The 25956-nt window shown below is 64.1% G+C and carries 25 protein-coding genes; 19 read left to right on the top strand and 6 right to left on the bottom strand.

Annotated elements, in window-relative coordinates; all coding sequences use genetic code 11:
- Positions 1–140 precede the first annotated feature (140 nt).
- The 5 genes from XH89_RS35800 to XH89_RS35820 all read left to right on the top strand — a co-directional run bounded on the left by XH89_RS35800 (position 141) and on the right by XH89_RS35820 (position 4584).
- Complete coding sequence (locus XH89_RS35800; RefSeq protein WP_194464966.1) at positions 141–839, top strand: cytochrome c biogenesis CcdA family protein; 699 nt, start codon at positions 141–143, stop codon at positions 837–839.
- 31 nt (positions 840–870) lie between these two features.
- Complete coding sequence (locus XH89_RS35805; RefSeq protein WP_194464967.1) at positions 871–1437, top strand: thioredoxin family protein; 567 nt, start codon at positions 871–873, stop codon at positions 1435–1437.
- A gap of 86 nt (positions 1438–1523) precedes the next feature.
- Positions 1524–2498 (top strand): hypothetical protein, encoded by a 975-nt coding sequence (locus XH89_RS35810; RefSeq protein ID WP_194464968.1) that lies wholly within the window; start codon positions 1524–1526, stop codon positions 2496–2498.
- Positions 2499–2865: 367 nt separating this feature from the next.
- Complete coding sequence (locus XH89_RS35815) at positions 2866–3459, top strand: L,D-transpeptidase (RefSeq protein ID WP_194464969.1); 594 nt, start codon at positions 2866–2868, stop codon at positions 3457–3459.
- A gap of 87 nt (positions 3460–3546) precedes the next feature.
- A complete protein-coding gene (locus XH89_RS35820) occupies positions 3547–4584 on the top strand; it encodes an amino acid ABC transporter substrate-binding protein (RefSeq protein WP_194468733.1) in 1038 nt (345 codons plus the stop codon).
- A gap of 201 nt (positions 4585–4785) precedes the next feature.
- Here the strand turns inward: XH89_RS35820 and XH89_RS35825 are convergent, their stop codons facing one another.
- Both XH89_RS35825 and XH89_RS35830 read right to left on the bottom strand, forming a co-directional pair.
- Positions 4786–5925 (bottom strand): acyl-CoA dehydrogenase family protein, encoded by a 1140-nt coding sequence (locus tag XH89_RS35825; RefSeq protein ID WP_194464970.1) that lies wholly within the window; start codon positions 5923–5925, stop codon positions 4786–4788.
- Positions 5926–6042: 117 nt separating this feature from the next.
- Complete coding sequence (locus XH89_RS35830) at positions 6043–7242, bottom strand: acyl-CoA dehydrogenase family protein (protein ID WP_194464971.1); 1200 nt, start codon at positions 7240–7242, stop codon at positions 6043–6045.
- 135 nt (positions 7243–7377) lie between these two features.
- Between XH89_RS35830 and XH89_RS35835 the strand changes: the two genes are divergently transcribed.
- Complete coding sequence (locus tag XH89_RS35835; protein ID WP_194464972.1) at positions 7378–7923, top strand: carboxymuconolactone decarboxylase family protein; 546 nt, start codon at positions 7378–7380, stop codon at positions 7921–7923.
- 91 nt (positions 7924–8014) lie between these two features.
- Positions 8015–8509, top strand: coding sequence for a VOC family protein (locus XH89_RS35840; RefSeq protein WP_194464973.1), 495 nt, complete (start codon positions 8015–8017; stop codon positions 8507–8509).
- Positions 8510–8771: 262 nt separating this feature from the next.
- Here XH89_RS35840 and XH89_RS35845 read toward each other — a convergent pair whose 3' ends face one another.
- Positions 8772–10010, bottom strand: coding sequence for an MFS transporter (locus tag XH89_RS35845; protein WP_194464974.1), 1239 nt, complete (start codon positions 10008–10010; stop codon positions 8772–8774).
- Between the two features lie 183 nt (positions 10011–10193).
- Positions 10194–11441, bottom strand: a complete 1248-nt coding sequence (locus XH89_RS35850; RefSeq protein ID WP_194464975.1) for an MFS transporter — start codon at positions 11439–11441, stop codon at positions 10194–10196.
- Between the two features lie 186 nt (positions 11442–11627).
- Here XH89_RS35850 and XH89_RS35855 point away from each other — a divergent pair, with 186 nt between their 5' ends.
- On the top strand, positions 11628–13694 hold the full coding sequence (locus XH89_RS35855; RefSeq protein WP_194464976.1) for a prolyl oligopeptidase family protein: 2067 nt from the start codon (positions 11628–11630) through the stop codon (positions 13692–13694).
- A gap of 115 nt (positions 13695–13809) precedes the next feature.
- Here the strand turns inward: XH89_RS35855 and XH89_RS35860 are convergent, their stop codons facing one another.
- Entirely contained in the window at positions 13810–14484 is a 675-nt protein-coding gene (locus tag XH89_RS35860; RefSeq protein ID WP_194464977.1) for a DUF938 domain-containing protein, read from the bottom strand.
- Between the two features lie 225 nt (positions 14485–14709).
- Between XH89_RS35860 and soxX the strand changes: the two genes are divergently transcribed.
- From soxX to XH89_RS35915, 11 genes are all read left to right on the top strand, one after another.
- On the top strand, positions 14710–15075 hold the full coding sequence (soxX, locus tag XH89_RS35865; protein ID WP_194464978.1) for a sulfur oxidation c-type cytochrome SoxX: 366 nt from the start codon (positions 14710–14712) through the stop codon (positions 15073–15075).
- Positions 15076–15109: 34 nt separating this feature from the next.
- Positions 15110–15595, top strand: coding sequence for a thiosulfate oxidation carrier protein SoxY (gene soxY, locus XH89_RS35870; protein WP_194464979.1), 486 nt, complete (start codon positions 15110–15112; stop codon positions 15593–15595).
- An 18-nt stretch (positions 15596–15613) separates the two neighbouring features.
- Positions 15614–15925, top strand: a complete 312-nt coding sequence (gene soxZ / locus XH89_RS35875) for a thiosulfate oxidation carrier complex protein SoxZ (RefSeq protein ID WP_194464980.1) — start codon at positions 15614–15616, stop codon at positions 15923–15925.
- Positions 15925–16779 (top strand): sulfur oxidation c-type cytochrome SoxA, encoded by an 855-nt coding sequence (gene soxA / locus XH89_RS35880; protein ID WP_194464981.1) that lies wholly within the window; start codon positions 15925–15927, stop codon positions 16777–16779. Before soxZ ends, soxA begins: the two co-directional genes overlap by 1 nt.
- Entirely contained in the window at positions 16776–17081 is a 306-nt protein-coding gene (locus tag XH89_RS35885) for a hypothetical protein (RefSeq protein ID WP_194464982.1), read from the top strand. The genes soxA and XH89_RS35885 overlap by 4 nt, the downstream gene beginning before the upstream one ends.
- A 54-nt stretch (positions 17082–17135) precedes the next feature.
- Entirely contained in the window at positions 17136–18881 is a 1746-nt protein-coding gene (gene soxB / locus XH89_RS35890; RefSeq protein WP_194464983.1) for a thiosulfohydrolase SoxB, read from the top strand.
- Positions 18882–18883: 2 nt separating this feature from the next.
- Positions 18884–19342, top strand: a complete 459-nt coding sequence (locus XH89_RS35895; RefSeq protein WP_194464984.1) for a hypothetical protein — start codon at positions 18884–18886, stop codon at positions 19340–19342.
- A gap of 311 nt (positions 19343–19653) precedes the next feature.
- Positions 19654–20691 (top strand): MBL fold metallo-hydrolase, encoded by a 1038-nt coding sequence (locus tag XH89_RS35900; protein WP_194464985.1) that lies wholly within the window; start codon positions 19654–19656, stop codon positions 20689–20691.
- 86 nt (positions 20692–20777) lie between these two features.
- Positions 20778–20945: a hypothetical protein gene (locus XH89_RS35905; RefSeq protein ID WP_194464986.1), complete on the top strand. Its 168-nt coding sequence runs from the start codon at positions 20778–20780 to the stop codon at positions 20943–20945.
- Positions 20946–21210: 265 nt separating this feature from the next.
- Positions 21211–22419 carry an MFS transporter gene (locus XH89_RS35910; RefSeq protein ID WP_194464987.1) on the top strand — a complete coding sequence of 403 codons (1209 nt, stop codon included), beginning with the start codon at positions 21211–21213 and terminating at the stop codon, positions 22417–22419.
- 211 nt (positions 22420–22630) lie between these two features.
- The gene (locus XH89_RS35915) at positions 22631–24346 is read left to right on the top strand and encodes an amidohydrolase family protein (RefSeq protein WP_194464988.1); all 1716 of its coding nucleotides are present in this window, start codon (positions 22631–22633) and stop codon (positions 24344–24346) included.
- 189 nt (positions 24347–24535) lie between these two features.
- Here the strand turns inward: XH89_RS35915 and XH89_RS35920 are convergent, their stop codons facing one another.
- Positions 24536–25873: an MFS transporter gene (locus XH89_RS35920; protein ID WP_194464989.1), complete on the bottom strand. Its 1338-nt coding sequence runs from the start codon at positions 25871–25873 to the stop codon at positions 24536–24538.
- Between the last annotated feature and the right edge of the window lie 83 nt (positions 25874–25956).

The raw sequence follows: 25956 nt of genomic DNA on the forward strand, positions 1-25956 counted from the left end.
CCCGGACGGGATGCCCCCCTCCGGGTCGTTTTGTATTTGCGGCGGGTGGGGGCGGCCGCAACGTCACGAGCGCGTGACGGCGCGTAACGATCCGCATCCCCATCGCGAACTGCCCTCGTTACCTCCCTCACGGGTGCCCCATGCTTGAACTTGTCTTTGCTCTCCTCGCCGGCATCCTCACCATCGCCGCGCCCTGCACGTTGCCGATGCTGCCGATTCTGCTCGGGGCTTCGATCGGCCACCGCTCGCAGCTGCGCCCCGCGATGATCGCGCTCGGCTTCGTGATCTCCTTCTCCGCGGTGGCGCTGCTGCTGGGTGCGCTGACCCGGGCCTTCGATTTCGATCCGAATGTGCTGCGCGAGGTGGCGGCGATCCTGCTGCTCGGCTTTGGCCTGTTGATGCTGTGGCCGGCGCCATTCGAATGGCTGTCGATCCGGCTCAATGGCTGGCTGAGCCTGGGCGCGTCCGGCGGCGCACAGCGCGAGGGCGCACTCGGTGGTCTCGTGCTCGGCACCACGCTCGGCCTGGTCTGGACGCCCTGCGCCGGCCCCGTGCTCGGCTCGATCCTGACGCTGGTCGCGACGTCCAAGAATCTGGCTTGGGCCGGCACGCTGCTGATCGCCTACGCGATCGGGGCGGCGATTCCGATGCTGGCGATCGCCTATGGCGGACAGGCCGCGACCACGCGCGTGCGCAGCCTTTCGCGCATTTCGCCGCACCTGCAACAGGGCTTTGGCGTGGTCGTGATCGCCTTCGCGCTCGCCGCCTATTTCCAATACGACACGCTGATCGTGGCGTGGCTCACCGGCTTCTATCCCACCGGCCAGATCGGCCTGTGATCGCCTCAGCTCTCAAACGGAGAACATGCCCATGACCTTCAAACTGCTCGCCGTCTCAGCCGCATTGATCGGCATCGCCGTCACCGGCGCCGTGATTCCCGGCATTTGCGACGAGGCGACGCCCGCAGCGCCGGTCAAGGTCGCAGCCGTAACCCAGGCGGCGACCGCGCCCGACTTCGCCGGCATCAGCAACTGGTTCAACTCCAAGCCGCTCAACATCGCCGACCTCCGCGGCAAGGTCGTGCTGGTCGACTTCTGGACCTATGGCTGCGTCAACTGCGTCAACACGCTGCCGCACGTCACCGACCTCTACGCCAAGTACAAGGACAAGGGCCTCGTCGTGGTCGGCGTGCACACGCCGGAATTCCCGTTCGAGCGTTCGGCGTCCAACGTCCAGGCCGCGCTGAAGCGTCACGGCATCACCTATCCGGTGGCGCAGGACAATGACTCCAGGACCTGGAACGCCTACAGCAACCAGTATTGGCCGGCGCAGTACGTCATCGACCAGAGCGGCAAGATCGTGTTCCAGCATGCCGGCGAGGGCAGCTACGACGAGATCGACCGCACCGTTGCCAAGCTGCTGAACGCCAATAGTTGATCCGCCGCACGCAGCGGCTGCGCCTTGTTGCTTGACTCCACGGACCCGTCCGTGGAGTTTCGCGCGCGACGCAATCAGCTGCCGCAATGAACGACGCGACCACCAGCAACGACATCCGCCTTCGCGAGGGCTCCTCGATCGCGCAGCGGCTGGTCGTGGCCGGGTCTGCGGCGGCCGTCGCGCTCTGCTTCACGCCGGGCCTGTTTACGCACGACATCCTCGAAGTGATCATCTCGGTGGTCGCGCTGCTGGCGGGGGCCGCCTTCGTCGGCGTGGTCATGCTGACGCCGGCCGTGGTGTGGATCATCACGCCGGATGAAATCCTGATCGGGTGGCAGCGTCCGTTCGGAAAGCTCCAGACCCGCATCGTCACGAAGCACGAAATCACAGCGCTCCAGGTTCCCGGCAGCAAAACCGCAAAAACCCGCTTCCAGCTGGCCTTCACGTTGACCTCGGGCGAACGCCTGATCTCCCCGCCGCTCTCCGACGTCACCCATGTTCATGAGACCGTGACGCGAATCGCAGAGCAGTTCGACGTCCCTGACGTCGAGGCGCCCGTCAACCCGCTCGATGCCAGCAATCCCGAGATGCGTCTTGGCGATCCGCTCGAGCCGTTTTCGCAGCGAGACGTCAGGATCGCGGCCCTGATTGCCGTCGCCCTGAGTGCCGCACCCTATGCTTACCGGCTGTGGCGCGGCCTGCCGCCCCAATGGATCGACTACACGCTGCTGCCGCTTGGCGTGATCGCAGCGTTCGGCGTCTACCGGTTCGCCAATCTCGTGACCGGCGCGTTCTGGATCATTCGCGAGGGCGACATTCGCGTCGAACGCCTGTGGGGCAATGGCCAGCCGCGCGTGGATCAGATCGAAGGGCACGACGTCAAAGCGATCACTGTCGATCGCCGCGGCCGCTCCGAGGACGAGCATTGCATCGTCACGATCCGAACGCAGTCAGGACGGCGGTTTCGTAGCCCCCGCATCGGCTCGCGGAGCGAAGCACGGGCGGTGGGTGTCGAGATCGTCCGGCGGCTTGGGATCGCGGCGGAGGCGAATGAGATTTAGGGCACGCTTGTGCCGAGAACTCGCTCTGTGCCTCTCCCGCTTGCGGGAGAGGTCGCCGCGCCCGGGCGATGCGAAGCATCGTCCCGCGCGGCGGGTGAGGGTTCTCTCCTCTTGGGGAGTCTCCCCGGAGGAGACACCCTCTCCCCGACCCTCCCCCGCAAGCGCCCGCAAGCGGGGGAAGGGGCGCATCGAGCCTAGCCCACTGCTTTTCGCGCCATCCCCCATTCATGGCATTGTCAGGCCGCGTCAAAAAACCAAAGCATTCTCGTGACATACCAATCGGGCGCGCCTTGAACTTGCCACGAAGCTGCCCCTGAGTTCAGATGGTTCGGAACGATTTGCGCTATGGCAGCGGGGAGAACTTGAAATGACGGATTTTCGTCGCCTGACGGGGACATTGCTGGCTGCGATGGGCCTAATCCTGTCCGCGCCGCATGCTTTCGCCCAGCAGCCCGACCGCGGCGACGAGCCCGGCCTGATCGCCGATGACAGCTACGAGCTCGATCCGGAATGGCAGAAGCAGGTCGTGTACTACCGCACCACCGAAGCGCCGGGCACCATCATCATCTCGACCGCCGAGCGTCATCTTTATCTGGTGCAGCCCGGCGGGCGCGCGATCCGCTATGGCATCGGCGTCGGCCGCGACGGCTTCCAGTGGCAGGGGCTGGTCAACATCACCAACAAGAAGGAGTGGCCGGACTGGACGCCGCCGCCGGAAATGATCCAGCGCCAGCCCTATCTGCCGCGCTTCATGGCCGGCGGCCCCGGCAATCCGTTGGGGGCCCGCGCCATGTATCTGGGCACGACCGTCTACCGCATCCACGGCACCAACCGTCCCGACACGATTGGCACCAAGGTGTCCTCGGGCTGCTTCCGTCTGGTCAACAACGACGTCGCCGATCTCTACGATCGCGTTCCTGTTGGCACCAAGGTGGTCATCCGCCAGAAGCCAGAACTGTAAGACTTCTCGCTTGAGCATGATCCCTGCGGATCATGCTCTGCGCCCTCCTCCAAATTCCTTTTCCCGATTTTTCGAGAGAGCAACATGATGCGCACATTTCGAGGCGGCCTGCTGATCGGGCTCGCGGTCGCCGTGCTGGTCGCCGCCCTGGCCATCACCTACGAGTTCTACGACACCCGCACCTTGAAGCGCACCGTGCGCCGCGGCGAAGTGCTGTGCGGCGTCAACAAGGGCCTGCCGGGCTTCTCGATCCCCGACGACAAGGGCAACTGGACCGGCTTCGACGTCGATTTCTGCCGCGCTGTTGCGGCCGCGATCTTCGACGATCCGAGCAAGGCGAAGTTCGTGCCGCTCGACGCCAGCGAGCGTTTCAAGGAATTGCAGAGCCGCAAGGTCGACATCCTCTCGCGCAACTCCACCTGGAGCATGTCGCGCGAGCTCGACTACGATCTCTATTTCCCGGCTGTCGCCTATTACGACGGCGAAGGCTTCATGGTGCCGCGCTCCCGCAACAAGGAGACCTCGCTGGACCTCGCCGACAGCAAGGTCTGCGTGCAATCAGGCACCACCACGCTGCTCAACCTCGCCGACTACTTCAAAGCCAACAACATGAAGTATGAGCTGATGAAGTTCGACAAGCTGGAAGACGTGGTGAAGGCCTACGACACCGGCAAGTGCGACACGCTGACCGCCGACGTCTCCCAGCTCTATGCGCTCCGGCTGAACCTGTCCAAGCCCGGCGACCACATGATCCTGCCCGACATGATCTCGAAGGAGCCGCTCGCCCCCGTGGTGCGCCAGCGTGACGACGACTGGATGATGATCGTGAAGTGGACGCTCTACGCGATGATCAATGCCGAAGAGCTCGGCGTCACCTCGCAGAATATCGACGAGGCCCTGAAGTCGAAGAAGCCGGAAGTCATGCGCCTCGTCGGCACCGAGGGCAATTACGGCGAGCAGCTCGGCCTCACCAAGGACTGGGCCGTGCGCATCATCCGCCGCGTCGGCAATTACGGCGAGATGTACGAGCGCAACATCGGCGAGAAGTCGCAGCTGAAGATCCCGCGCGGCATGAACCAGCTGTGGAACGCCGGTGGCGTGCAGTACGCGCCGCCGATGCGGTGAGACGGTCTAACCACCGTCGGCCACACCATCCATCGTCATGCCCGGGCTTGGCAGGCGCCTACCACACACTCAACTGTCATCGCCCGGCTTGACCGGGCGATCCAGTACTCCGAGACGTCAGTTGTAGACGGATAAGCCGCGGCGTACTGGATCGCCCGCCTTCGCGGGCGATGACAGCGATTATGACGTGACGGCCCGACCTCAATACCCCCGCGCCAGCGCCAGCTGCTCGGTGTGGTAGTTCGCATCGCCGAACAGCTCCTCGCACACCCGCGCGCGCTTCATGAAGAAGCCGATGTCGAACTGGTCGGTCATGCCCATGCCGCCGTGCATCTGCACGCCTTCCTGCACCGCACGGGTGGCGGTGGTGCCGGCGCGGGCCTTGGCCACGGCGACGGCTGACGCAGCCTTGGCGACATCCGCATCCAGTGCCTGCAGCGCCTTCATGGTGGCGGCGCGGGTGATCTCGATGTCGACATAGAGCTCGGCGGCACGGTGCTGCAGCGCCTGGAATTCGCCGATCAGCTTGCCGAACTGCTTTCTGTTCTTGAGATACTCGACGGTGCGATTGAAGACCTCGTCGCTGAGGCCGACCATTTCGGCAGCGACCGCGCCGCGGCCGATGTCGAGCACACCATCGAGCAAGCTTGCTGCCTGATCGACTTCGCCGAGCACGCTGTCGGCGTTGACCTCGACATTGCTAAGCTCGATCCGCGCCGCGTTGTGCGCGTCCACCATGATGGTGCGCTCGATCGACACGCCCTTGGCCTTGGGGTTGACCAGGAACAGCGTCAGGCCGTCGCGCTCGCCGGCGCTACCTGCTGTACGTGCCGCGACAATAAGGAGATCGGAGACGTGACCGTCGACCACCAGCGCCTTGGCGCCGGAGAGCTTGAAACCATTGCCGGCACGCACGGCCTGCAAGGCGGTCTGGAGCGGGCGGTGCTTGGCGCCCTCGTCGATCGCGAGCGTCGCCAGCAGCGAGCCGCTCGCAATCTTCGGCAGATATTCCGACTTCTGCGCGGCATTGCCGCCGCGGTTCAGCGCGGAGGCCGCGACCACGGAGGTGGCGAGGAAGGGCGACGGCATCAAGGTGCGGCCGATCTCCTCCATGACGACACCGGCCTCCATGAAGCCGAGGCCGCTGCCGCCGAATTCTTCCGGCACCAGGAGACCGGCAAAGCCCATCTCGGCGAAGGCGTGCCACAGCTCCTTGGAGAAGCCGGTGGGGTCCTTGCTGTCGCGCAAGGCGCGCAGATGCGACACCGGCGCCTTGTCGCTGATCAGCCCGCGTGCGGAGTCGCGGAGCATTGATTGTTCTTCGGTGAGGACGAGGGCCATGTGCAAAGTCTCTAACGTCTTGGATGTTGATGTCATTCCGGGGCGCGCGACAGCGCGAACCCGGAATCTCGAGGTTCCGGGTTCGGTCCTGCGGACCGCCCCGGAACGACGGCGGAGTTAAGCCCCCGGCAGATCAAGGATGCGCTTGGCGACGATGCCGAGCATGACTTCGGACGTGCCGCCCTCGATCGAGTTGGCCTTGGTGCGCAGCCAGGCGCGCGGACGGGCGCCTTGGCGCGAACGCTCGCTCTCCCATTCCAGCGCATCGACGCCGCCCGCCGACATCAGGATTTCGTAGCGACGCTTGTTGAGCTCGGTGCCGTAGAATTTCATCGCCGACGAGAACGCCGGATGGGCCTGCCCGGCCTTGGCAAGATCGACGGCGCGCTCGGCGCAAGCCGCAAGGGCCGCTTCATCGACGTCGAATTTCGCGATCTGGCCACGCAGCATCGAATCATCGAGCTTGCCTTGCGCATCCGAGCCGACGGAATCGGCCGCGATCTGGCCGAGCGGACGGCCGACGCCGCGCTCGCCCATCCCTGAGATCATCGCACGCTCATGCTGCAGCAGGTATTTCGCGACGTCCCAGCCGCGATTGACGGTGCCGACCACATGCGATTTCGGCACGCGGACGCCGTCGAAGAAGGTTTCGCAGAACGGCGAGTAGCCGGAGATGAGCAGGATCGGCTTGGTGGTCACGCCCTTCGACGTCATGTCGAACAGGATGAAGCTGATGCCGTCGTGCTTCTTGGCCGTCGGATCGGTGCGGACCAGGCAGAAGATCCAGTCGGCGTAATTCGCGTAGGAGGTCCAGATCTTCGAACCCGTGATGACGAAATCGTCGCCGTCGCTCTCGGCGCGGGTCTGCAGCGAAGCGAGATCGGAGCCCGCGTTCGGCTCGGAATAGCCCTGGCACCAGCGGATCAGGCCCGCCGCGATCTTCGGCAGATGCTCTTTCTTCTGCGCCTCGTTGCCGTATTTCAGCAGCGCCGGTCCGAGCATCCAGATGCCGAAGCTCGACAGCGGCGGGCGGGCGCCCATCTTGGCCATCTCGGCGCGCAGCACCTTGTGCTCGGCCGCGCTGAGGCCACCGCCGCCATACTCCTTCGGCCAGTCAGGCACGGTCCAGCCCTTGTCGCGCATGCGTTCGAACCAGACGCGCTGCGGCTCGGAGGAGAACTTTGCGTTACGTCCGCCCCAGAACACGTCGGTGTCGGCAGTCGCGGGCTTGCGCATCTCCGGCGGGCAGTTGGCTTCCAGCCAGGCGCGCGTCTCGGCGCGAAATTGTTCGAGTTCGGCGGTTTCAGTCTCGCTCATGGTCGTTTCCATAATCACGTCAAAATTGTTGAGCGCGACTCTGGGCCATCGCACCGCGGAATTCAACCACTTCCGCAGGCCGTTGTCGGCTATAGTCCTGGCGCGATGGTGCTTGAAAACAAAGAGGAAACGAGAATGCGCCTAAAGCTTCTTTCGCCTGACGGAATGAACGAGAGCCAGCGGCAGACCTATGACGAGTCGATTGCCGGCAAGCGCGGCAAGCCGCCGGCGCCGATGATGGCCTGGCTCAACAGCCCTGATATGGCCCGTCACGCCACGCGGCTTGGCGAAGTCCTGCGCTACGACACGATCTTCCCGGCAAAGCTTTCGGAGATCGCGATCCTGGTGACGGCGCGGCACTGGACCGCGCAGTACGAATGGTATGCGCATAAGCGGCTCGCGCTGGCGGGCGGCATGAAGCCCGAGATCATCGATGCGATCCGTGATCGCCGCACGCCCGAATTCGACGATCCCAAGGGGAAGATGATCTATGACCTCGCGAAGTCACTGCACGAGGGCCACGGCGTCGAGAGGGGCCTCTATGACGAGGCGGTGAAGCTGCTCAGCGAGCGCGGCGTGGTCGAGGTGATCGGGCTGTGCGGCTATTACACGATGGTATCGATGACGCTGAACACGTTCGAGTTCGAGCTGCCCGAGGGCGAGGTGCCCGAGCTGTCATAGTTTCGCATTCGGAAACGATGGGTTTCGCGATCAGCCAGTGGCGCTATGCCGAACCCCGGCTTAAGTGAGGTTTAGACCAGGGAGTAGCCACATGTCGCAGACATCACCCGTCGCCGCCGGCACCAGGATCGGCCACGTCCACCTCAAGGTCGCCGACCTCGATCGCGCGCTCGGCTTCTATTGCGGCGTGCTCGGCTTCGAGCTGATGCAGCGCATGGGCTCGGGCGCGGCCTTCATCTCGGCCGGCGGCTATCATCATCACATCGGGCTCAACACCTGGGAAAGCAAGGGCGGCTCACCGCCGCCGCCCGGCACGACCGGGCTATTTCACACGGCGATCCTCTATCCGACGCGGCCGGCGCTGGCGGATGCGCTGCATCGGGTGCTGACGGCAGGCATTGCACTAGATGGTGCCAGCGATCATGGCGTGTCCGAGGCGCTTTACTTGCGCGATCCCGACGAGAACGGCGTGGAGCTGTATTGGGACAAGCCGCGGGAGCAATGGCCGACAGGGCCGGACGGGAAGCTCGCGATGTTTACGAAACGGCTGGATGTGGAAGGGTTGCTCAAGCAGCGGGAGGCATAACAGCGGCTCTCTTCCCGTCATTGCGAGGAGCCCTTGCGACGAAGCAATCCAGAACTGTCTCTGCGGACAGACTCTGGATTGCTTCGCTACGCTCGCAATGACGGAGTATGTGGGGAGGGCCGGCGCGCCCCTATGCAGTGTCGTAGGGTGGGCAAGGCGACTTGTCCGCCGTAGCTCGAAGAGCGAAGGCGGAAGCGTGCCCACGACCTCTTGCCGACTCATTCAGAGAGCGTGGGCACGGCGCTTCGCGCCTTTGCCCACCCTACGAGAGCTTCGCCTTGGGCGCCCCCCGCACCATGATCAGCGCCGCCGCCATCACCTCCAGCGCGATGCAGAGATAGAACGGCAGCGAATAGCCGCCGGACCAATCGCGCAATACCCCGACCACGCCGGGGCCGAACGCATACGTTACCTGGTTGATCGCGGTGTTGAGGCTGATCAGCACGCCGAACGCGGCGCTGTCGAACTCCTGCTGCACGATCAGCGACGGCAGGGTGATGAGATTGCCGACCGAGAAGCCGAACACCGCGCAGGCCGCGATCAGCACATAATCATTGTGCATGACGATCACGACGCACAATGCCGCCGCCTGGCTGAGAAACGACATCGCCGAGGCCAGCCGCTGGTTGAGGCGGTCGATCACCATCGAGAACAGGACGCGGCCGACCACCGCCATCGCGGTGAGCACCGCGACCGCCACGGCGGCACGTTCGCGTCCGATCACGGGATCGAGGAACGAGATCAGGTGCACGATGAAGCCGACCTGCGCGAACAGCACCAGCGCGAACGCGATCGTCACCGTGAGGAAGCCGACATCGCGCAACGCCTGCCTGCGGATTTGCGTCGACGATTGCGGCTTCGTCTTCGCCGCCCGCTGCCAGCCGTGGAGATCGGGCGGCCGGCCGACAACGACGAGGATGACCGGCACAAGCAGCACCAGCATGGCGCCCGATGTCGCGAACATGGCGTTCGCAAATCCGATATGGCTGATCATCACGACCAGCAGCGGCACGCCGACGATGCCGCCAAAGCTGGCGCCGTTGAGCGCGAGGCTGATCGCCATGCCGCGCTTGTGGTCGAACCAGAGGCTGATCGTGTTGGTGATCATGGCCAGACTCGTGCCGGCCCAGCCAAAGGCGAGCACGGCGTCCGCGAGATAGAGCTGCCAGGGCTCGCGCACCGCGCCGATCGCGACGCTAGCTGCCGCCATCGCCAGCGTGCCTGCTATCAGGCAGATCCGCGGGCCATGTTTTCGCACGGCTTCGCCGACGAAGACGACCAGCAGCGCGCCGAACAAATAGAAGAACGTGGTGCCGGACGAAATCAGCGAGGCCGGCCAGCCCCGCGCGCGCTGCAATTCGGCGACATAGACGCTCTGGCCGTAGAAGCCGAGCCCCCAGCCGAAGGTCGCGAGCAGGAAGCAGACGGCGACGATACGCCAGCCTTCGTAGCGGAGCGAGGTTTCGTCGATCGGGTCGATGTCGCGAGGATTGTCGAGCATTTGCGCTTTTCCTTCGCATTCCCCGCACTGTGATTTTCTGTCCATGACGACCATCATGTATCGATGTGGAAGCAGAAAATCACTTCGAGCTGGATCGAAGTATCGACGTTGCTGACAAGCTCCTGCCATTTATCTTGCGCATGATCTTGTCGGAAAACCGTGCACACTTTTCCGGATCATGCGTCAGATCGCGTCCGGGAACTCGCCCATGGCAGCCTCGAGCCGCGCCTTGCGGCGGCGGGCCCAGGACGCCAGCGAGAGCGCGACGAGGCCGATCGCGACAGGCGGGAACACCACCATGTTCACCGCGGACCAGCCGTAATTGGCCAGCAATTGCCCCGAGGAGAACGAGCCGACCGCCATCATCCCGAACACCAGGAAATCGTTGAAGGCCTGAACCTTGTTGCGCTCCTGCGGCCGGTGGGTCTCCAGCACCAGGGCGGAGGCGCCGATGAAGGAGAAGTTCCAGCCGACACCGAGCACGATCAGCGTGGCCCAGAAATGCATCGCGGTGATGCCTGATAGACCGATGGTGGCCGCGCCGGCTTCCAGCAGCAGGCCCGCAGCAACAACCTTCGGTGCGCCGAACCGGGCGATCAGGGCGCCGGTGAAGAAGCTCGGCCCGTACATGGCGACGATGTGCCATTGAATGCCGAAATTGGAGTCGCTGAGGCTGAGGCCGCACATCTTCATGGCCAAGGGCGCCGAGGTCATCACCAGGTTCATCATGGGATAGGCAATGACGCCGCACAGAGCGGCTGCGATGAAGCGCGGCTGGGTCACGATGGTGAGCAGCGGCCGTCCGCCATGCAGATCAGCCGGTGCGGGCTTGGGCATATCGACGCCGGCGACGATGCCCATCGCAACAAGCGCAACGGCGGCCTGCACCAGGAAGCTGAAGGCGAACAGATAGGGCGACCAAACGTCCATGGTCCATTGCACGAGCTGCGGACCGAGCACGCCGGCGAACACGCCGCCCGCCATCACCCACGAGACAGCCTTGGGCCGATAGGCCGCGCTGGCGCCGTCGGCGGCGGCGAAGCGATAGGATTGCGCCACCGAGCCGTAAAGGCCGCCGAGAAAGGTCGCGAGACAAAACAGTACGAACGAGCCGTGCAGGATCGCGAATGAGCCGAGCAAACCCGTGAGCGTGCCGCAGCCGGTGCCGATCACAAAAGCCCAGCGACGGCCGAAGCGGCGCGAGATCGACCCTGTCGGCAGCGTGCCGGCGGCGAGCCCGACGACGTACATCGACAGCGGCACGGTCGCGAGCGACATGTCCGGTGCAAGCGTGGCACCGACGATCGAGCCAGTAGCAAAGATCACCGCCGAGTTGGCGCCGGTCAGCGCCTGCGCCGCGGCAAGGCGCACCACATTGCCACGCACGCGGCTATCGTTGGCAATCTCGTTGGCTGAAGTCACGTCTAGCATCGGCGTTTGCGCCCGGAAAACTCGTTGATTCCTGGCACTATGGAGCGACTGGAAGGGCTGGGCAACCGGCGCAAACGGGCGCAGGCCATGCCTCTGACGCAATCAAATTAATGATACCGGCTCTCGCTCTTGACGGCTTGCGCTCGATCAAATCCTATCCGCCGCGATTTTCTGGGAGTTTCGTTCATGTCCACCAGTGACCGGCCCACGCTCAGCGCTCCCGACGACGATCCCTGGCTCTGGCTGGAGGAGATCGAGGGCGCCCGCGCTCTCGATTTCGTCGAGCGGCAGAATCAACTGACGCTGCAAGAATTCGGCGGCGCCGCGTTCGACCGCGACCGCGATATCCTGGCGGCGATCTACGACCGATCCGACAACATCCCCTATGTCAGTCGTCGCGACGGCTTTCTCTACAATCTCTGGAAGGACGCGGCGAACCCGCGCGGCCTGTGGCGGCGAACGACGCTTGCCGAGTTTCGCAAGACCGAGCCGGCCTGGGAGATCTTGCTCGATATCGATCAGCTCGCCGCGACTGAAGGCGCGGACTGGCTTTTCGGCGGGGCATCCACGCGGGCCGGAAGTACGCGCGTCATCCTGAGTTTGTCGCGCGGCGGCAGCGACGCCGTCACCTTGCGCGAGTTCGATATCGCGACGAAGCAATTCGTCGCGGATGGTTTCGTCCTGCCGGAAGCCAAGAGCAGCGTCGATTGGGTCGATGCCGACACGCTGCTGCTGTCGAGCGCCCTTGGCGAGGGCATGGCGACGACGTCCGGTTACGCGAGAACCGTGCGGCTGTGGCGGCGCGGGACCGGTGTCGAGCAGGCCGCCGTGATCGTCGAGACGACCGCCGACCATATGCGGGTGTACAGCTATGTCGACGACACGGTGGCACCACAGCGCGTCTGGTTCATCGACCAGTCGGACTTCTTCAATTTCAGCTCCTCGCTCGGCACCGCATCCGGCGCAACCACGAAGCTCGACCTGCCCAGCAACGTCTGGATGCAGGTCCATGGCGACTGGCTCTCGGTCAAGCCACGCAAGGCCTGGTCGGTCGCGGGACATACCTACACTGCCGACGCGATGCTCGGCATGTCTCTCTCCGCGTTCCTGGCAGGACGTCGCGATTTCACGGTGCTGTTCGAACCGGGGCCGCGGCGGGCGTTGCAGGGCTTCTTCTGGACCGGCGGCAAGCTTGTGCTTTCGATCCTCGACGAGCTACGGCCGGTGTTCGAGATCTGCACGCCATCGGCATCAGACTGGAGCAAGCATCGGCTGCAAGGGCTTCCCGAGATCGGCGTGGTCGATGTCTGGAGCCTCGACCGCCACGAATCCCAAAGCAATGGCGACCTGCTCGCCAATGTGCAGGACCCGCTGACGCCGCCGTCGCTGATGCTGATCGAACGCGATATCGAAAGCCCTGTTGTCCTGAAGCAGGAGCCGAAGACGTTCGATGCCGACGGTCTCGTGGTGACGCAGCACGAGGCAATCTCTGTCGACGGCGAGCGGATTCCCTATGTGCAGACTGGCCCTGCCGGCGTGTCAGGCGATGCGCCGGTCTATATGACCGCCTATGGCGGCTTCGGCCTCGCCGTGAAGCCGGAGTACAATTCATCGCTCGGCAAGCTCTGGCTGGAGCGCGGCGGCACCATTGTGCAGGCGAATTTGCGCGGCGGCGGCGAGTTCGGCACGCGCTGGCACGATGCCGGCCGCTACGCCGGCAAGAAGCTATCGCATGACGATTTCGCAGCCGTCGCCGCCGATCTCGTCCGCCGCGGCGTGACGAGCGCAAGCCGCATCGCGGCCCAGGGCGGATCGAACGGCGGCATCCTCATCACCAACATGCTGGTGCGCTATCCCGAACGGTTCGGCGCGCTGTTCTGCACCATCCCGCTGATCGATATGCGCCGCTACACCAAGCTGCTCGCGGGCGCGAGCTGGATCGCCGAATATGGCGACCCCGACAAGCCGGACGAGTGGGAATGGCTGAAGACCTACTCGGCCTATCACAACGCAAAGCCCGGCCAGTCTTATCCGCCGATCCTGATCGCCACGACACGGCGCGACGACCGCGTCCATCCCGGCCACGCGCGCAAGATGGCGGCCAAGCTCCAGGCGATGGGCTATGAGGCCTGGTTCTATGAGCCAGCCGCCGGCGGCCACGGCTATGGCAAGGACAACAAGGAGCGCGCCAGCTTCCAGGTGCTCGGCTTTCAGTTCCTGAAGGAGAAGATCGGGTGGGTCGATGAAAGCTAGCGCCTTGTGGCGCTGACGCTTCCACTTCGTCATGGCCGGGCTTGTCCCGGCCATCCACGTCTTACCTTGCCGCACGAAGAACGTGGATGCCCGGGACAAGCCCGGGCATGACGACCTACCCGCGCGCAAACGCCAGCGTCAGATTGTTCGCTGGCATCTCGATCGTATCGATCAGGCGGAGGCCGACACCGCGCGCGAGCGTCTCGACATCGCCGAGGTCACGCACGCCCCATTCGGGATTGCCCTCGCGCAAGGAGGTGTCGAACACCGCGTTGCTCAGCGCGGTGTGCTTGCCGTCGCGCTTGAACGGGCCGTAGAGGAACAATTCGCCGTCGGACCGCAAATAGCGGCCCGCCCCGGCGAACAGGCCCTCGGCCACAGCCCACGGCGCAATGTGAATGACATTGGCGCAGAACACGGCCGCAAGATCCTTCGGCCCCTGTCCATTCGTCATCTCCGGGCACCAGTCGGGATCGGACAGATCGATTCGCAAGGGGCTGCGGATGTTTGTCAGGCCCGAATGCACGCGCCAGGCCTCGATGCTCTTCACGTGGCGCTGGTTGAGATCGCTCGGCCACCAGACGAGATCGGGGGTGTGGCGGGCGAAATGGACCACGTGCTGGCCGGTTCCACTACCGACCTCGACCACGTCGCCCAATCGTCCCATGAGATGCTTTGCAAGCGCGCCCCACAGCGGTTCGTGATTGCGATGGAAGGCAGGCGCATCGAGCCGGCCGTCAGGCTCGACCCTCCCGCCGTCCCTGCCGAATTCAACGACATATTCAGCCAATTGATGTCCCCGAAAAACCAGAAAGCAGACGAAAACCCGAACAAGGACCAAACGTCCCGAACAAAGTCAGCTTGATGAACGATCATTCTCTTCAGTTGCAATGCGGAAGATATTAACGCCATTTTGCGCCCTGCATAGTCTTGATTGTCAGGGCATGTCCTTTGTGCTTTGAGCACCTATATTTCTGCGAACGAGATCCCAGATATAACGCCTCGGAACGTCGTCTTGACCGCTTTTCCTAGCAAGCCCGCCCTGCTCCTCGCGCTGGTCGCCCTCGCCGGCCTTGCCGGCCTTGCCGCGCGTCCGGCATGGGCGCAATCGACTGTTGCCGAGGGCCAGAAGCTCGCCTTCGACCGCGGCAAGGGCAATTGCCTGACCTGCCATGTCATCAAGGGTGGCGATTTGCCTGGAACGATCGGGCCCGAGCTGAAGGACCTCAAGGCAAAATACCCCGACCGCAGCGAGCTGGCCGCGATCCTGTTCGACGAGACCAAACGCAATCCGCAGACCATGATGCCGCCATTCGGCCGCAACCGAATCCTGACTGAGCAGGAGATCAACGCGATCGTTGATTTCCTGCAGACGCTGTAGCGGCGGGCCCGGGAAAACCAAGATGAGACCTTCGATGACCACGACCACCGCCATTCATCCGACCCGGCGCCTGATCCTTCAGGGTGCCGTCTCGGTCGCGCTGATCGGCCTCGGCAATTTGCCGTTCGCACCGGCGCGCGCCGCAGCCAACGACAAATATCCGGAAGAAGCGTTCAAGCTGAAGAACGAGGCGGATGCGATCAAGGCGCTCTACGGCAAGCCCGCCGAGCCTTCCGACAAGGTCAAGCTCGACGCGCCGGAAATCGCCGAGAACGGCGCGGTGGTGCCGGTGTCGGTGACGACGACGCTGGACAAGGTCACCTCGATCTCGTTCTTCGTCGCCGAGAACCCGTTCGCGCTCGCGGCGTCCTACAAATTTCCCGACGGTGCGATTCCCGCTGTCGCCAACCGCCTGAAGATGGCGAAGACCAGCAACGTGACCGCGATCGTGGAAGCCGACGGCAAGCTCTACAGCGCAACCAAGGAAGTGAAGGTCACCGTCGGCGGCTGCGGCGGCTAAGCGCGAAGGAGAACAATCATGGCATCCAGCATTCGCGTCCGCGCAACATCCAACGGCGACGTCACCGAAGTGCAGACGTTGATCCAGCACCCCATGGATACCGGCCTCATCAAGGACGCCAAGGGCGAGCTGATCCCTGCGCATTACATCCAGGAGCTGAAGTTCGAATGTAACGGCAGGGAGGTCTTCAGCGCCAATTGGGGCACCGCGATTTCCAAGGACCCCTATGTCAAATTCAGCTTCAAGGGCGCCAAGAAGGGCGACGATCTCAAGATCTCCTGGACCGACAACAAGGGTGCGTCCGACGAGACCACCGCGAAGATCGCGTGATGAAGCCGCGCATCCTTCTCCTGCTCGGCTCGGCGTGCGTCGCGCTGGCGCTTGCCACTCCGCGCGTGATCGCAGCCGACAAGGTCGATCCCGTCGCTGACGCCAAGGCGTTCCAGAACTTCTTCTTCCAGAAGTTTCCTGACGTGAAGCACGAGGATTTCGTCAACGGTCCTTATTCCATGAACGAGGACATGAAACGGCAGTGGCAGGAGAAGGAAGAATTCCCGCCTTACGAATTCTCGCTCGACGCCGGCAAGGAGATGTTTGCGACGCCGTTCAAGAACGGCAAGACCTATGCCGACTGCTTCCCGAACGGCGGCATCGGCATTCGCCAGAACTATCCTTATTTTGATACCAAGGAAGGCAAGGTCGTCACGCTGGAGCTCGCGCTCAACCGCTGCCGCCAGGCCAATGGCGAAGCGCCCTATTCCTACGTCAAGGACGAGATGGCCTCGCTGACGGCCTACATGGCCTTCACCTCGCGCGGCAAGCCGATGGACATCAAGATCCCCGATGATCCGCGCGCGCTCGAGGCGTTCGAGAACGGCAAGCGCTATTTCTACACCCGCCGCGGCCAGTTGAACTTCTCCTGCGCGAGCTGCCATGTGCAGAGCCCGGGCCAGCGCATCCGCGCCGAAATCCTGGCACCGGCGCTCGGCATCCTGAATGCGATGCCGATCTACCGCTCCGAATGGAACGGCATGGGGACCACCACCCGGCGCTTGATGACCTGCAACAGCCAGACCCGTGCGGTTCCGCTGGAGCCGCAGGCGGACGAATATCGCGACGTCGAGTATTTCCTGTCCTACGTCGCCAACGGTCTGCCGATCTCGGGACCGGGAGCCCGGCCATGAAGCAGTCACTGACCCTGGCCATGTTGCTGGTCATGAGCCTCGCGCCGGCGGCGCACGCGGCAAATGAAGCGGACTACAAGGCGGCCTATGCCGCCGCGGAAGCTGCGACCAGGGAGGCCACCGGCATGCGCAACCAGTGGACCACGACCATCTCGGCGCTGGCTGCCGCCAAGAAGGCGGGCGATGGCGGCGATTTCGACCGCGCCGTGACCGCCGCCAGGGAGGCCGAAGCGTTGGCGAAGGCGTCGATTGTCCAGGCGACGTCCGAAAAAGAAGCCTGGAAGGCGATGGAAATCCGCTAAGCTGAAGCGCCATGGAACCGTCGAGCTGCCGTTGAGAGGCGCGGAGAAATTTGGATGGCGATCCGCCGCCGCGATTTCCTGAAGAGCACAGCCGCTGTCGCCACCTCGCTCAGCCTGCCGCGACTTGCGCGCGGTGCCGAGACCGCGAGCATCTACGATATCGAGCGCTTCGGTAACGCGCGGATCCTGCACACCACCGACACGCATGCGCAGCTCAACCCCGTCTATTTTCGCGAGCCCGGCGTCAATATCGGCGTCGGCGAGATGGCAGGACGGCCGCCACATCTGGTTGGCCGCGCCTTCCTGGAGCACTTCGGCATCCGGCCCGACAGCGCCGATGCCTATGCTTTCACCTGTGTCGAGTTCGAGAAATCCGCCGGCCGCTTTGGCAAGCTCGGCGGCTTCGCGCATCTGAAGACGTTGATCGATCGCTTGCGCGCGGATGTCAGCGCGAAGCATGCCATGTTGGTCGACGGCGGCGACCTGTGGCAGGGCACGGGCCTCGCCAACCTCATGCAGGGCCGCGACATGGTGGAGGTCGCCAATCTGCTCGGCATCGAGGCGATGACCGGACATTGGGAATTCACCTATGGCGAGCAGGCGCTCCGCGACAATCTCGGCCACTTCAAGGGCGAGTTCCTGGCGCAGAACGTCTTCCTGACCGAGGAAGCGGCATTCAACGACGCGCCTGCCTTCGACAAGACGACGGGACGCGTGTTCAAGCCATCTATCATCAAGGAGCTCGGCGGCCACCGTGTCGCGATCATCGGCCAGGCCTTTCCTTACGTGCCGATCGCACATCCCAAGCGGTTCACGCCGAACTGGACGTTTGGCATCCGCGAGGAAGAGCTGCAAAAGCATGTCGATGCCTTGCGCGGCAACGACAAGGTCGATGCGGTGATCCTGCTGTCGCACAACGGCATGGATGTCGACCTCAAGCTCGCAAGCCGCGTCACCGGCATCGACGTCATTCTCGGCGGCCATACCCATGACGCCGTGCCGCAGCCCATTCCCGTGAAGAACGCGGCTGGTACGACGCTCGTCACCAACGCCGGCTCAAACGGTAAATTCCTGGCCGTGCTCGATCTCGCGCTCGACAAGGGCAAGGTCGGCGACATCAGATACCATCTGCTGCCTGTCTATTCCGAGCTGCTGAAGCCTGATCCTGTCATGGCCGAGCTGATCGGAAGGCTGCGCGCGCCTGTTGTGACCGACTGGTCGGAGAAGATCGCAACGCCCGATCGCCTGCTCTACCGCCGCGACAATTTCGCCGGCCCCATCGATGATTTGATCTGCACGGCGCTGCGTACCGAGCTCAACGCCGAGATCGCGCTGTCGCCCGGCTTCCGCTGGGGCCTCACCGCTCTGTCCGGCCAGCCGCTGACCATGGAGGATTTGCTCGCCGAGACCGCGATCACCTATCCCGAGACCTATGTGCAGGAGATGACCGGCGCAGAGATCAAGGACGTGCTGGAAGACGTCTGCGACAATCTGTTCAATGCCGATCCCTATCACCAGCAAGGCGGCGACATGGTGCGCGCCGGCGGGCTCAGCTATGTCTGCAGCCCGACCAATGCGATCGGCAGCCGCATCTCCGAGCTCAAGCTCGACAACGGCAAGGCGCTCGGCGCCAGCAGGCACTACAAGGTCGCAGGCTGGGCCTCGGTCAACGGCCAGCACGGCGCGCCGGTATGGGACGTGCTGGCCAAATATCTGCGCTCGGGTCGGATGCTTCCGGAGCGGCTCGGCAGCGGCGTCACGCTGAAAGGCGTCGACGGCAATCCGGGCATTGCAGGATAGGGATGATGCGGCCGCAAATTTTTCGCGCGATGCTGCTGACGCTGCTTGCATGGGCGGCGATGCCGCTCGCTCTTGCGCAGCAAGCGCCGCTCCAGGACAAGCCGTTCGCCGAGCACAAGGTCGTGCTGCAGCTGTCCGACGGCGATGCGAAGAAGCAGGCGCTGGTGCTGAGCGTCGCCAACAACCTGCTGAAGGCCTACGACCCCGACAAGATCGCCGTGGAGGTCGTCGCCTTCGGTCCCGGCATCGAGCTGCTGCTGTCAGCCAGCGAGCGCCGCAAGCAGGTCGAGAGCCTGATCGCGCAGGGCGTGCGCTTCGACATCTGCCTCAACACCGTCGACACGATCGAGCGCGAGACCGGCAAGCGCCCGGAGTTCATCCCGGCGGCGACTCCGGTGCAGGTGGGTGTGGGACAGATCCTGTTTCTGGCGGAGAATGGGTACACATTGGTGAGGCCGTAAGCCTCACCACAACTTCGCTGTCATCCCGGGCAAGCGAAGCGCAGACCCGGGATCCATACGCCCAAGGCGGGGTGGCCACGCAACCTGACACCCACGAGTCTTCGCCAAACCACGTCCTGTGGTTATGGGTCCCCGCCTGCGCGGGGACGACACTGAATTTGTGGAACGGGCACCGGCCCAACCACACTCCGGACACCTGACTCCACACAACAAAAATCTTCTAAATCTTCTCCTCCACGCAGTGAATTACTTCTCTTCCCACCCCCCGGCGTAGTAGAATCCTCGAAACCAGTCTACGCCGGGTTCCTGCCATGATCTTCCGCCAGCTCTTCGACAGTGTTTCGGGCACCTATAGCTACGTCCTCGCCAGCCGCGCCGGCGGCGAGGCGCTGATCCTCGATCCCGTGCTGGAGAAGGTCGACCGCTACTGCCAGCTGCTGCGAGAGCTCGACCTCAAGCTGGTCAAGGCGGTCGACACCCATCTGCATGCCGACCACGTCACCGGGCTCGGCGAGCTGCGCGACCGCACCCATTGCATGACCGTGATGGGCGACCAGACCAAGGCCGACGTGGTGGCCATGCGCGTCGCCGACGGCGACAAGGTGACGATCGAGGGCCTGTCGCTCGACGTGATGTATACGCCGGGGCATACCGACGATTCCTATTCCTATCTGATGGGCGACCGCGTCTTCACCGGCGATACGCTTCTGATCCGCGGCACCGGCCGCACCGATTTCCAGAATGGCTCGTCGCGCGCGCAATATGATTCGATCTTCAATCGCCTCTTGAAGCTGCCGGACGAGACGATGGTGTTCCCGGCGCATGACTACAAAGGCGACACCGTCTCCACCATCGGCGAGGAGAAGCGCTACAATCCGCGGCTCCAGGTGCGCTCGGTCGACGAATATATCGAGCTGATGGCGAACCTGAAGCTGCCCAACCCGAAGATGATGGACGTCGCGGTACCGGCCAACATGCGGGTCGGCCTGCATCAGGAAGAGCTGGAGAAGGAAGGCCGCGCGCTCAGCGCGGTCGAAGCGATCCGCTCGCTGCACCGGCCCGACATCCTCTTGGTCGATCTGCGCGAGAGCAACGAGCGGATGAAGCACGGCATGCTCGAAGGCGCGCTGCACACGCCCTATCCGTCAGTCGAGGAGAGTCTCAAGCCCGGCGGCATGCTGCGCGAGGTCGCTGCCGCAACGGGGCGCCGCGTCGTGTTCTTCTGCGCCTTCGGCGAGCGCTCAGCGATGGCGGTTGCGGCGGCCAAGGAAGCCGGCCTTTCCAACACCGCTCATATCGCCGGCGGCATCGATGCCTGGAAGAAGGCAGGCGGGCCGGTGGTACACTGACCGCTTCGTGGCGGCCTTGAGATGGGTCACGAACCGCATAGATTTTGTGAGTAGAAGCGGATGATGCATCACCATCCGGGACAGCCATGATCAAAATCGGGAACAAGACTGCCAACCCGAGCGAGCCGCCGAAGGCGGTGGATGACAAGGCCAAGAGGCCCGAGCCGCCACGCGACACCGACGAGGACTACGAGGACGGCGACATCGCCACGCCGAAGCGGGATCGTTACGGGAATGATGACGAGCCGCTGTGAGGGACGGCTAGCCACGCACACCGCCGTCATAACCCCAGGTCGCAATTTGGCGAAGGCTCGACGCTCGGAATGACGACCTATCACAATCGAGGGATCACGCGGTATGGGCCCCGGCCTACGCCGGGACGACGATGTGGAAGCATCGTGACGCCCTCACTCCTACTCGCGCCCCACCCGCGTTACCTGCCATGCGCCTGCGTTCATGGACAAACAACCTGACACCCCGATATTTTGCACCTCTCTTGGGACGCAAAACGGAACTGCGATGGCCGACGTTCTCGCCGCACCGCAACAAGGCAAGGCGGACAGCGCGCTGCGCACGCTGACCGGGATCTCGATCGCGCATTGGGTCAGCCATTTCCATCTGCTGGTCCTGCCGATGCTGTTTCCATTCCTGAAGGTTCAGCTCGGCGTCGGCTATGTCGAGCTCGGCTTCGCGCTGACCGTATCGGCTGTCGTCTCCGGTCTGACGCAGGCGCCGACCGGCTATCTCGTCGACCATTTTGGCGCGCGCAAGATCCTGCTCGGCGGCCTCGTGCTCGGCGGGCTCGCGCTTGTCATGCTCGGCCTGCATCTGAGCTACGCCTCGCTGATCGCCTGCGCCGTGCTGCTTGGCCTCGCCAACAGCGTCTATCATCCCGCCGATTACGCCATCCTCGCCGAGCACATGGACGAGGCGCGCATGGGCCGCGCCTTCTCTGTCCACACCTTCGCCGGCTTTCTCGGTGGCGCCGTGGCACCGGCGATCGTGGCCGCACTCGTGACCGTCTCCGGTGGCACAGGCGCACTGATCGCGTCCGGCGCGATCGGCGTGCTGGTCGCGCTGCTGCTGATTGTCATGAGCATTCCCGATGCCGGTGCTCACAAGGCCAAGCCCGGCGCTGAGAACGCACCGAAGCAGGCCGTCATCACGCCGGCCCTGATCGCACTCACCGTGCTGTTCATGCTGCTCAGCCTGTCGGTCGCGGGCATCAACAATTTCGGCGTGGTCGCGCTGATGAGCGGCTACGGCGCCTCCTATTCCTCGGCCAACGTCATGCTGACCGCGTTTCTCGGCTCCAGCGCCGCGGGCGTGCTCGCGGGCGGCTTCCTCGCCGACCACACCGAGCGCCATGGCTATGTTGCCGCCGCCTGCTTTGCCGCGAATGCCGCCATCGTCCTGCTGATCGCGCTGGTGACGCTGCCCGGCTGGGCGCTCACCGCCACGATGGCGACCGCGGGCTTTCTCTCCGGCGTGATCGCGCCGTCGCGGGACATGCTGGTGCGCAACGCGGCGCCTGCCGGCGCTGCAGGACGTGCCTTCGGCATCGTCTCCACCGGCTTCAATCTCGGCGGCATCGTCTCGCCGCTGCTGTTCGGCTGGATCATGGATCAAAGCGCGCCGCACTGGGTGTTCGGAGCGTCGGTGATCTTCATGGTCGCCACGGTCGTGCTGTCGCCGTTCACGGAACGGAAGACGCAAGCCAAGGCGTAGCTACGAGTTCTACTGTCGTCCCGGCGAAGGCCGGGACCTATAACCACAGGGAGAAGTTGCGGCTCGAAGCTGGTCACTCCGAGTCTTCGCCAAACTTCGCCCTATGGTTATGGGTCCCGGATCTGCGCGCGCTTAAGGGCGCGCTTGTCCGGTACGACGAGCCGATAAAGTCAGAGCACAACAACAAACAAACCAAACCGGGAAGAAACGCATGAACACCCCTGATCTCGTGATCCGCGGCGGCACCGTCGCGGACGGCCATGGCGGCGAGCTGTTCGAGGCTGACGTCGCCATCACCGGCGGCCAGATCAGCGAGGTCGGCAAGGTCGCCGCCAAGGGTCGCGAGGAGATCGATGCGCGCGGCAAGCTGGTAACGCCGGGCTTCGTCGACGTTCATACTCACTACGACGGGCAGGTCACCTGGAGCCGGGACATCACACCGTCCTCGCAGAACGGCGTCACCACCGCGATCATGGGCAATTGCGGTGTCGGCTTTGCGCCGTGCAGGCCTGCTGACCACATCAGGTTGATCCAGCTGATGGAGGGCGTCGAGGACATTCCCGAGCCTGTCCTGAGCGCCGGCATCCCCTGGGCGTGGGAGAGCTTTCCTGACTACATGGACTGGCTGAGCAAGCGCGATTTCGACATCGATGTCGGTGCGCAACTGCCGCACGCGGCGCTGCGGGTCTATGTCATGGGCGAACGCGGCGCGCGCCGCGATCCCTCCACCGCCGAAGACAATGCGGCGATGGCAAAGCTTGCGGCAGACGCCGTGCGCTCCGGCGCGCTCGGCTTCTCGACCTCGCGCACGCTCAACCACCGCACCTCCACAGGCGATTTCACGCCGACCTTGAAGGCGGGCGAGGACGAGCTCACCGCGATTGCCGGCGCGATGCACCGCCAGGGCCGCAGCGTGCTGCAATTCGTGCTGGATCTCTCCACCATCCACGAAGATCTGCCGATGATGCTGAGGGTGGCCGACCAGACGAAATGCCCGATCTCGTTCTCGATCACCCAGAACGACAGATCGCCCAACCGCTGGCGCCAGACGCTGGACGAGATCAATGCAGCCGCCAAGCGCGGCCTCTCCATCACCGCGCAGATCGCGGCGCGCCCGGTCGGCCTCCTGCTTGGGCTCGAATTGTCGCGCAACCCGTTCCAGACCCATCCGAGCTACAAGGCGATCGCGCATCTCCCATTGCCGGAGCGGCTGGCGCGGCTGCGTCAGAGCGAGGTGCGCAAGGCGATCCTGGGCGAGACGGCAACGTCGACCGACGATCCGCTGTTTTTCCGCCCGAACTACGACAAGATGTTTCTGCTCGGCGATCCCCCCGACTACGAGCAGCCGCCGGAGAACGCGTTGGGTCCGCAGGCGCGCAAGCAGGGGCGTCAGCCTGAGGAGCTGGCTTACGATGTGACGCTGTCGGACGAGGGCCGCGGCATGCTCTACGTGCCGTTCCTCAACTATTCCGACGGCAATCTGGATGCGACGCGCGAGATGCTGATGGATCCGCAATCGGTGCCCGGCCTGTCCGACGGCGGCGCGCATTGCTGCATCATCTGCGATGCCAGCTTCCCGACCTATCTGCTGACGCACTGGACGCGCGACCGTACGCGCGGCGAGAAACTATCGATCCCCTTCGTGGTCGCGGCGCAGTCGCGCAAGACCGCGCTGTCGGTGGGACTGACCGATCGCGGATTGATCGCGCCGGGCTACAAGGCCGACGTCAACGTCATCGACTACGACCGCCTGCACCTGCATCCGCCCAAGGTGCATTACGACCTGCCGGTCGGCGGTCGCAGGCTGTTGCAGGATGTCGACGGCTATGAGGCCACGATCGTCTCGGGCGTGGTGACGCGGCGGCACGGCGAGGCGACGGGACGAAGGCCGGGGAAGTTGATCCGGGGTGCGCAGGGGGTGAATTAAACTAGGCGCGTGAGACGCGAGAGCTACTCAACGCACTCAGTGTCGTCCCGGCGCAGGCCGGGACCCATACGCCGCAGCAGCAGTTTTGTGAAAACTCGAAGTTGCCAGCTTCGCCTCAAACCACTCCCTGTGGTTATGGGTCCCGGCCTTCGCCGGGACGACACGTGTGATTGAGGTTGGCGGCCCGCCTTACGTCGGCGAAACCGCGCGCTTCAGCCTGGCTTCCGCCGGCATCGTGCGGCGGGTCAGCCTGGCCCTCTCCGTGTTCGGCCAGAGCAGCAGCAGGCCGATGACGCCGGAGCCAACCAGGATCACCGCGTTGATGGTGAATCCGGTCATGTAGCCGTCGATCATGCTGCCGGCGCGCTCGATCACCTTGCCCATCACGTAGGGCGCGATGATGCCCGAGAGCGTGTAGAGCGCGCCGTAGATCGCGAGGATGGCGCCGCGCTGCGAGGCCGGGGTGAACTCGCCGAGCATCGGCGGGCAGACCACGTAGATCGCGCCGCAGAGGCCCGCGCCGACCACGAGCAGCGCGATCTGAAGACCTGCACCCGCGACATGCGGCATCGATGCCAGGATCAGGCCGCCAATGATCAGCGGCACGGAGCCCAGCACGCCACGCGACATGCGCGTGGTGTAGCCGCGCACCATCATCACCTGCGAGATCCAACCCGTCAGAATCACGGTGGTGGCGCCGAACACCCAGGGCAGGATCGAGATCCAGCCGGCATCGCTCTGCGAGAAGCCAAGTCCCTTGACGATGAAGGACGTAAACCACGTCAGGCCAAGCGACAGCGCCCAATAGGCGCCGAAGGTCGCGATCACGCAGCCGAGGAAGGTGCGCGAGGTCAAAAGCCGGATGTAGGGGATCTTCGGCTCACTGACGGCGAGCGTCTGCGTGTCCTCGAGCGGACCTTCCTTGCCCAGCGTCAGCCAGGCGCAGACCCAGATCAGGCCGACCACGCCAAGCGCACCAAAAGCATAGTGCCAGGAGTGATTGACGATGACCCAGTTCAGTGCCGGCACGGCCAGGATGACGCCGAAAGCCGAGCCTTGCGTCAGGACCGCGGTCGGCAGCGTGCGCTTCTCGTCCGGGAACCATTTATAGATGGCGTGCATCGCCACCGAGGCGGCCGGACCCTCGCCGGCACCGAGCACGATGCGGCAGATCAACAACGTGGTGAAGCTGACGGTGCCGACCATCGGAAACTGCGCCAGCGCCCAGATCACAGCGAGCGTCAGCAGCACCCAGCGCGTCGCCACCTTGTTGACGAGAAAGCCGACCACGATGGCCGAGATCGAAAACAGGAAGAAGAACGCGGAGCCAAGCAGGCCGAACTGCGCTGGCTCGAGCTTCATGTCGGTCATGATCGGCACGCCGGCGAGGCCGACGACGATCTTGTCCGCGAAGTTCACCACCATCAAGAGAAAGAGGAGCAAAACGACGGTCCAGGCGCCCTTCGGCGTAGCCTTGGACGTCCCTGCCGTCTTGACTGCCGCGGACGGCGTTGCCTGAGCGCTCATCATTCTCCCCGTATGTCTTTTTGTCGGCACTTATTGATTTGGCCGTCTTGCGAGCTAACAACGGCTTGAACGGCAACGCAACC

The organism is Bradyrhizobium sp. CCBAU 53340, from assembly GCF_015291645.1.
Taxonomy (GTDB): Bacteria; Pseudomonadota; Alphaproteobacteria; order Rhizobiales; family Xanthobacteraceae; genus Bradyrhizobium.

Bases quoted from the DNA above. Each gene is read 5' to 3' on its own strand.
- XH89_RS35915 (WP_194464988.1), top strand. From the start codon at position 22,631: ATGAACACCCCTGATCTCGTGATCCGCGGCGGCACCGTCGCGGACGGC.
- XH89_RS35800 (WP_194464966.1), top strand. From the start codon at position 141: ATGCTTGAACTTGTCTTTGCTCTCCTCGCCGGCATCCTCACCATCGCC.
- XH89_RS35830 (WP_194464971.1), bottom strand. From the start codon at position 7,242: ATGAGCGAGACTGAAACCGCCGAACTCGAACAATTTCGCGCCGAGACG.
- XH89_RS35820 (WP_194468733.1), top strand. From the start codon at position 3,547: ATGCGCACATTTCGAGGCGGCCTGCTGATCGGGCTCGCGGTCGCCGTG.
- XH89_RS35855 (WP_194464976.1), top strand. From the start codon at position 11,628: ATGTCCACCAGTGACCGGCCCACGCTCAGCGCTCCCGACGACGATCCC.
- XH89_RS35895 (WP_194464984.1), top strand. From the start codon at position 18,884: ATGATGCGGCCGCAAATTTTTCGCGCGATGCTGCTGACGCTGCTTGCA.
- XH89_RS35885 (WP_194464982.1), top strand. From the start codon at position 16,776: ATGAAGCAGTCACTGACCCTGGCCATGTTGCTGGTCATGAGCCTCGCG.
- XH89_RS35905 (WP_194464986.1), top strand. From the start codon at position 20,778: ATGATCAAAATCGGGAACAAGACTGCCAACCCGAGCGAGCCGCCGAAG.
- XH89_RS35805 (WP_194464967.1), top strand. From the start codon at position 871: ATGACCTTCAAACTGCTCGCCGTCTCAGCCGCATTGATCGGCATCGCC.
- XH89_RS35910 (WP_194464987.1), top strand. From the start codon at position 21,211: ATGGCCGACGTTCTCGCCGCACCGCAACAAGGCAAGGCGGACAGCGCG.
- XH89_RS35815 (WP_194464969.1), top strand. From the start codon at position 2,866: ATGACGGATTTTCGTCGCCTGACGGGGACATTGCTGGCTGCGATGGGC.
- XH89_RS35840 (WP_194464973.1), top strand. From the start codon at position 8,015: ATGTCGCAGACATCACCCGTCGCCGCCGGCACCAGGATCGGCCACGTC.
- XH89_RS35835 (WP_194464972.1), top strand. From the start codon at position 7,378: ATGCGCCTAAAGCTTCTTTCGCCTGACGGAATGAACGAGAGCCAGCGG.
- XH89_RS35900 (WP_194464985.1), top strand. From the start codon at position 19,654: ATGATCTTCCGCCAGCTCTTCGACAGTGTTTCGGGCACCTATAGCTAC.
- XH89_RS35825 (WP_194464970.1), bottom strand. From the start codon at position 5,925: ATGGCCCTCGTCCTCACCGAAGAACAATCAATGCTCCGCGACTCCGCA.
- XH89_RS35920 (WP_194464989.1), bottom strand. From the start codon at position 25,873: ATGAGCGCTCAGGCAACGCCGTCCGCGGCAGTCAAGACGGCAGGGACG.
- soxB (WP_194464983.1), top strand. From the start codon at position 17,136: ATGGCGATCCGCCGCCGCGATTTCCTGAAGAGCACAGCCGCTGTCGCC.
- XH89_RS35810 (WP_194464968.1), top strand. From the start codon at position 1,524: ATGAACGACGCGACCACCAGCAACGACATCCGCCTTCGCGAGGGCTCC.
- soxY (WP_194464979.1), top strand. From the start codon at position 15,110: ATGACCACGACCACCGCCATTCATCCGACCCGGCGCCTGATCCTTCAG.
- XH89_RS35845 (WP_194464974.1), bottom strand. From the start codon at position 10,010: ATGCTCGACAATCCTCGCGACATCGACCCGATCGACGAAACCTCGCTC.
- XH89_RS35850 (WP_194464975.1), bottom strand. From the start codon at position 11,441: ATGCTAGACGTGACTTCAGCCAACGAGATTGCCAACGATAGCCGCGTG.
- soxA (WP_194464981.1), top strand. From the start codon at position 15,925: ATGAAGCCGCGCATCCTTCTCCTGCTCGGCTCGGCGTGCGTCGCGCTG.
- soxZ (WP_194464980.1), top strand. From the start codon at position 15,614: ATGGCATCCAGCATTCGCGTCCGCGCAACATCCAACGGCGACGTCACC.